Here is a 6321-nt window from a genome sequence, read left to right on the forward strand (position 1 = left end):
TTTAAGTGAGAAAATGAAAAGGGGAATTGGTTATGCAACAAATTAAAAAAATAGGAAACTCATTTTGGTATATGACACCTGTTTCTGAAACAGATAGACCTATCTTAGGAATGGTCGTTGGACAAGAAAAAACGTTAATGATTGATGCAGGAAATTCAGAAGAACATGCACAATTATTTTTAGAAATGTTAAAAGAACAAAATGTATCGAATCCTGATTTTGTAGCATTAACGCATTGGCATTGGGATCATATTTTTGGATTATCTGTATTACAGAATGCATTAACTATTTCGCACGCTGAAACGAAAAAAGAAATGCAGGCAATAGTATCTTATGAATGGACAGATGAAGCGTTGGACGCACGCGTAAAAGAGGGTACTGAAATTGCATTTTGTGCGAATTGTATCAAGAAAGAGTTTGAAGAAAAAGCGAGAAATATTAACATTATTCCTCCAACCTTAACGTTCCAGGATCAAATGGAATTAGACCTTGGTGAAGTGACATGCGTGTTAAAACATGTGGGCGGAGATCATGCGCATGATTCAGTTGTTATGTATATAAAAGAAGAAAAGATATTGTTTGTAGGAGATTGTATATATGCAGATATTTTTTCTTCAAAGTGGAACTATACGACGAAAAAAACGTTTAAATTGATAGATGAATTAGAGAAATTTGATGCTGAGACATATATTCTTTCTCATGGGACAGCTATAAATCGAGACGAGTTTTTACAAGAAATTCATTTGCTAAAAACAGTAGGAACATATACAGAAGCTCATAAAGGCGATGAAGAGAAGATAAAGGCAGCGTATAAACAAGAGCTAGATAGAGAATTAAATGCAGATGAGTTAGAAACAATAACGTATTTTGTCAATGATTATGAAATGAATAATCTGTAAGACACTACATTAATCAAATATAATTAAATTGCACAAAAAGAGTATTGAAATTTAATTCAATACTCTTTTTAATAGTTAAATATCTAGTTACAACCAATTTCTAAAATTGGGGCTCATTATCTGAAGTTATATCACTTTATAGGGGTTCAGATAGAAGCTTTCTTTGCTAATTCAGTAATATATTCAAAGAAAACATCATGTTTTACATCATAAACGACATTTACAGGTCGTCCATCAGTAGTTTCCTCTGTACGTCCTTGGCTTGGTCCGTATGTATGAACGATACTATTAATCGTTTCAGTTTTTGCAAGGCTAGTGTTTCCGACAAAAGCGGTAGTTAGTACATCCCATAAATAGTAAGTAGAGTTCGTTGAGAAGTGAACGAGAGGGGGGACCATTGCATAGCATTGACCAAGGAAATCCATACCAATATACTTTCGTTCTTTTGCCCACTGCTCACGTATGTTTATAGTTAACGGAACTTGGTTTGTACTTTCTAGTGTCACTAAGTCGATTTTAATTTTTGCATCCCATACACGAGCTACTGCTTCAGGATCCCAAAACGAATTCCACTCAGCTGTTCCATCATGCTCTGGTTCATGTACATTGCCAGCTTTAAGAAATGTACCACCCATCCAAACAAGGCGTTCAATTTGATCTTCGATTATGGGAGCTTCATATAATGCACGAGCAAGGTCAGTTAGGGGCCCAGTAAATAATAAAGTTGTTTTTCCTTCCGTTTGTAGAAGTGTTTCTATTAAATGATGATGCGCGGGTTTTGCCACCACGGGTGTTACAACTTTTCCAGACTCATTTAAAATTGGTAGAGCATCTACATAAAATGCATGCATCCGCCAGTCTTTCGGAAACGGGTTTTGCCCGCGAGAGTTTGAAGCGGCTACGGCAATATTACCTTTGCCGAAGCGATCGATAATTTTACGACTGGCAGACATTGCGGGTTCTAAATAGCAGTCTGCTGGGATAACAGATACACCCGTAAGTTCAATGTTTTCCATTTGAAGTAATAAAAATAATGAAATTAAATCATCTACGCCGCCATCATGATTGAAGTACACTTTTTTCTTCATTGTAATCTCCATCCTATATGATTTAGTTAGAAATTAAATATGAATTGAGGAAAAGTCATCAATAATTTCTACCACTTCAATTTCTCCATTAATCAGTAGCTCAGGAAGCTCATTTCTAATATTTCCTTTCCAATACTCTCTAGCTTGTTCGATTTTTTGAGAAAAAGGAATTCCATCTTCTTTCGGTAAAAGATTCCCGTCACCTTCAAAAGAACTTCCAATCACTCGTAGTTTAACAATCTGTAAAACTTCTCGATTGTAAGAATCAAATAGCGCTCTCCATTTCAAAGCATCCTCATAGCTTTTAGCAGCATATAAGCAAGATAACCTGGAAGGGTATTCAGGGAATTCTTGTAGTCTAACCATTTCTACAATTGTTTCTCTAACTGCTCTAATTGTTTGATCCATATAACTCATAACTACTTTAGTATTTTCATTATTTATATGTAATTCGTTATTTTTATAGTGTTTATTTAAAATTTGTATGCCATCTTCACCACTAGCATTTAATTGTTCTCTTTCAAAAAAGAAGTGATATAGAGTATTGTGTTGATTTTTGTTAAAAGGAATGATTTGTCCGATATGCATTTTTTTCCTTGTTACGATGTGATATGCGTAAAATTCTGCTTCATTCATGGTTATCCTCCTAGTAATAGTGTAATGCAATGTTAAATTTAGTAATTCAACATTGCGATATATATAACCTCTATAAGTAAAAGTGAGAATTTGAGTAGAAAGGAAAAATATGAAAACGCTTTAAATTCGTTCACAAAATGTTCACTTACGAAGGGGTTTCCAATGTCGATATAATGACAAAGACTCAAAGAGAAAGGATGATGAAATTTGCCAACAACAAGAAAGGAAAACCTCCAATTTGGCATGATGATGTGCCTTGGGATGGTTATCGTAATGACGTTTTACAATTTACTAATGAATGAAACAGGAGGACCAATTTATATTAAAGAGATTGCATTAGAACTATTAATTGGCTTTATTATTGCACTATTAATTGAAATATGTATCGTTGGACCTTGTGCGAAAAAAATTGTATTCATATTGCCATTTGATAAATCTAAAAAAATAAATATTATCGTTGCAATGGCGACAACTATGGTAATTGGAATGGTGTTCTTTATGTCATTTTTCGGTATGGCTATGATGTATTTACATGGTGGACTACAAGGAGATTCATTTGTTTCCATTTATTTTTCGATTTTTATTAAAAATTTCATAATGGCATATCCATTACAATTAATTATTATGGGACCGCTTGTACGTTTCTTATTTGCAAAGTTTGTTATGAAAAAGAAATCTTTTAATGTAGCGTAATTTTCATTTTTAAAACATTATATATAAATAATTAAAAACACATCTCGCATTTTTGAGGTGTGTTTTTGTTCATTTCAAGTTATTTTCATAGTGATGTGACATTTGTCCTTTTGCCATTATAGGATGATGGTTTTTAATTAAGTCAGAAATAAAGGATGAGGAGATGATTTTTTGAAAGGTATTCTATTTGCTATTTTTGCGGGGATATTTATAACACTTCAAGGTACCTTTAATGCGAAACTTAGTTCACATATCGGTATATGGTCGACGAGTATTATAACCCATTTAATTGGATTCATTATTGCAACAACTGTATTTTTATTAAAGAAAGAGGAGAAAGTAACAAATTTAAAGAGTGTGAAAAAAATATATTTAGCAGCTGGTGCATTTGGTGGATTCATTATTTGTGCAGAAACTATGGCGATATATTCATTAGGAGTTACATTGACAGCTGGCATACTAATGGTTGCTCAATTGTTAACGGCAACAGTTATTGAAATGAAAGGACTGTTTCATATAAAAAAGATACAGATGGAGAGATATCATATTGTGGGAACGATAGTAATGATTATAGGTATTGTTGTATTTAATATGTAAATGAAAGGAGAAATGAATATGGAGAATAGATCAGGTTTAATTACGCATTATTTGAAAACCAATAAAACGCTCGAGGTTTTTTCAGAAATAGATACAGCTTATTTTCAATTAAATCACTTTGAAAAAGGCGAGCTTATTTGCAATATAGATGACGAAATGGATCGTTTATATTTTGTTGTTAAAGGTAAAGCAAAAGTTTACACGATTACACCTGAAGGGAAGAAACTAATCCTTCGCTTTATCAATCCATTGGCCATTGTTGGTGATATTGAATTAATTCAAAATAGCAAAGCACATAATGTCGTTGAAGCTTGTTCAGATGTTGTAGCAATCTCTATTTCTAATACGGTTATTAGAAACAAGTTATTACATGATCCTATATTTATGAAGTTCTTGCTTGAAAACATTGCGAACACATTAAAAATATCGACTCGTTTTACTGCTCTTAATTTACTTTATCCTGTAGAAGTACGTGTAGCTAGTTATTTACTTTCAATTTCAACAGATAGTAACGGGAATATGTATAAAGAGGATTTGGATGCAACTTCGGTAACGAGTATTGCGGATTTTATAGGGGTAAGTTATAGGCACGTAATACGGGTATTACAAAAATTTTATAATGAAAAATTAATTGAAAAGAGTAATGGAGTTATTGTAATTAAAGATTTTTCTAGAATGAAGGAAGTCGCTAAAGATAATATATATGAGCAATGAAAGGGAGAGGAAGATTTTGATTGGATTTAGTTTAGCTACATTAGCAGGAATATTAATTAGCTTACAATCTGTTTTTAATGCAAAAGTAAATGAAAATGTAGGACAGTGGTTAACGACTACATGTGTCCTTGGAATAGGTCTCATTAGTTCTATTCTATTTTATATCATTACAGAAAACGGTATTAACATTAAAGTGTATACTACAAATTATTTGTTTTATGTAAGTGGACTGTTTGGCATCGGGTTAATTATTTGTATAATGGGTGCAATAAAGAGCTTAGGTCCAGCATATACGGTGCTAATTAGTCTTATTACTCAATTGGTTGTTGCGTTATGTATTGATACATTCGGATTATTTGGAATGGAGAGTGTTCCATTACAAGTAAATAAATTAGTTGGTATAGTTTTATTAATTGTGGGAGTAGGAATTTTTAAAAATCTATTTTTGAATAAGAAAGCTATTCATATAAATGAGGATAGTGTCTAAAGGATACAAAGGGAGAAAGTGTGAATGGTCAGAACTTATACATTTAGATAGTAATAAGTGAGCGATGAGGAGAGAGGGTAAATGAATCAGTTAATGTTGCAAGATGGTGTACACTATTTGAAAATCAATGGGGTATTGCATTGGTGTAAAGTTGCAGGGGCAGCTCATAATACAGTTCCTCTCATTATTGTACATGGTGGTCCAGGTGGCAATCATTATGTATTCGAAAGAACACTTGGGTTGAGGTTAGAAGAAAATATGACTGTTGTTTATTATGAACAAAGAGGATGTGGTAGAAGTGAGGCACCACAAGATGACGGTGAGTACTCAATCAATACTCTAGTCGAAGATTTAGAGGAATTAAGAAAGCAATTACATGTAGAGAAGATAAATTTGTTAGGATATTCTTTTGGTGGACAACTTTGTTTAGAGTATGCTTTGAAATATCCAAAAAATGTTGAACAAATGGTATTACAAGCACCATCGTTAGATGATTTAAATGATATGTATACTGTGCAGATAGAAGGTTTTCTACAAGTAACGAAAGGAGAAATGAAAGAAGAAATATTGATAATAAGTAAGTCAGAAATTCCTTTAAAAGAAAGGTATAATCAAGTTTGGAGTATAGTTGATACAAAAGCTGTAGATCGATTATTGTTTAAAAATGAAGAATTTGCAAAGCTAAATCGGAGTCTTTGGGAGGAAAGTCAGTTAAGTAATACAGGGAAGATGAGCAAAGTTATTTTTGGAACAAAATCATCTTTACCGCTTATTGAGCGTATTAAAGGTTTAGAAATTGATACGTGTGTCATAGTTGGAGCGCATGACTATAACACGGGTGTAGGAATGAGTTATAGAATAACGAGACAATTGAAAAATGGTAAACTTGTTATATTTGAAAAAAGTGGACATTTCCCAGATATCGAGGAGACGGATAAAGTATGTGAAACGATTATTGAGTTTTTGGAATAAAAGGGGGATATTAAGATCGAACCGAATTAATAGAGTTGAATTGTCTATGGGGATATTAAATCATGTAATATGCTAATTGTTTACTTGTAATTGAGGAAGAATCAATTAGTGTATTTGGAAAATAAGTAAAAAAGACCTCGTAAGGTGAAGTGCACCCCAATTGTTAGACACATAACTAACAATTGGAGGTGCATTTTTTATGGCTAAATTTTCTTCAAAAGATAAAATAAAAGCA

Annotated in this window: 8 protein-coding genes; 6 read left to right on the forward strand and 2 right to left on the reverse strand. The window is 32.6% G+C overall.

Going from position 1 to position 6321, the window contains the following annotated elements; genetic code table 11:
- Nucleotides 1–32: 32 nt before the first annotated feature.
- On the forward strand, nucleotides 33–899 hold the full coding sequence (locus MR169_RS21580; RefSeq protein WP_242320008.1) for an MBL fold metallo-hydrolase: 867 nt from the start codon (nucleotides 33–35) through the stop codon (nucleotides 897–899).
- Nucleotides 900–1045: 146 nt separating this feature from the next.
- Here the strand turns inward: MR169_RS21580 and MR169_RS21585 are convergent, their stop codons facing one another.
- On the reverse strand, nucleotides 1046–1999 hold the full coding sequence (locus tag MR169_RS21585) for a nucleoside hydrolase (RefSeq protein WP_001999745.1): 954 nt from the start codon (nucleotides 1997–1999) through the stop codon (nucleotides 1046–1048).
- Between the two features lie 21 nt (nucleotides 2000–2020).
- The gene (locus MR169_RS21590) at nucleotides 2021–2623 is read right to left on the reverse strand and encodes a DUF2441 domain-containing protein (protein ID WP_001001048.1); all 603 of its coding nucleotides are present in this window, start codon (nucleotides 2621–2623) and stop codon (nucleotides 2021–2023) included.
- 207 nt (nucleotides 2624–2830) lie between these two features.
- Between MR169_RS21590 and MR169_RS21595 the strand changes: the two genes are divergently transcribed.
- From MR169_RS21595 to MR169_RS21615, 5 genes are all read left to right on the forward strand, one after another.
- Nucleotides 2831–3316: a DUF2798 domain-containing protein gene (locus MR169_RS21595; protein ID WP_002103059.1), complete on the forward strand. Its 486-nt coding sequence runs from the start codon at nucleotides 2831–2833 to the stop codon at nucleotides 3314–3316.
- Between the two features lie 171 nt (nucleotides 3317–3487).
- Nucleotides 3488–3913 (forward strand): DMT family transporter, encoded by a 426-nt coding sequence (locus tag MR169_RS21600; RefSeq protein WP_242320009.1) that lies wholly within the window; start codon nucleotides 3488–3490, stop codon nucleotides 3911–3913.
- A gap of 18 nt (nucleotides 3914–3931) precedes the next feature.
- Entirely contained in the window at nucleotides 3932–4627 is a 696-nt protein-coding gene (locus MR169_RS21605; RefSeq protein ID WP_016117888.1) for a Crp/Fnr family transcriptional regulator, read from the forward strand.
- A gap of 16 nt (nucleotides 4628–4643) precedes the next feature.
- Nucleotides 4644–5114 (forward strand): DMT family transporter, encoded by a 471-nt coding sequence (locus MR169_RS21610; RefSeq protein ID WP_242320010.1) that lies wholly within the window; start codon nucleotides 4644–4646, stop codon nucleotides 5112–5114.
- An 81-nt stretch (nucleotides 5115–5195) separates the two neighbouring features.
- The gene (locus MR169_RS21615; RefSeq protein ID WP_061664946.1) at nucleotides 5196–6086 is read left to right on the forward strand and encodes an alpha/beta fold hydrolase; all 891 of its coding nucleotides are present in this window, start codon (nucleotides 5196–5198) and stop codon (nucleotides 6084–6086) included.
- Nucleotides 6087–6321: the final 235 nt, after the last annotated feature.

It is taken from the genome of Bacillus cereus group sp. BfR-BA-01349 (assembly GCF_022663795.1).
Classification (GTDB): domain Bacteria; phylum Bacillota; class Bacilli; order Bacillales; family Bacillaceae_G; genus Bacillus_A; species Bacillus_A cereus.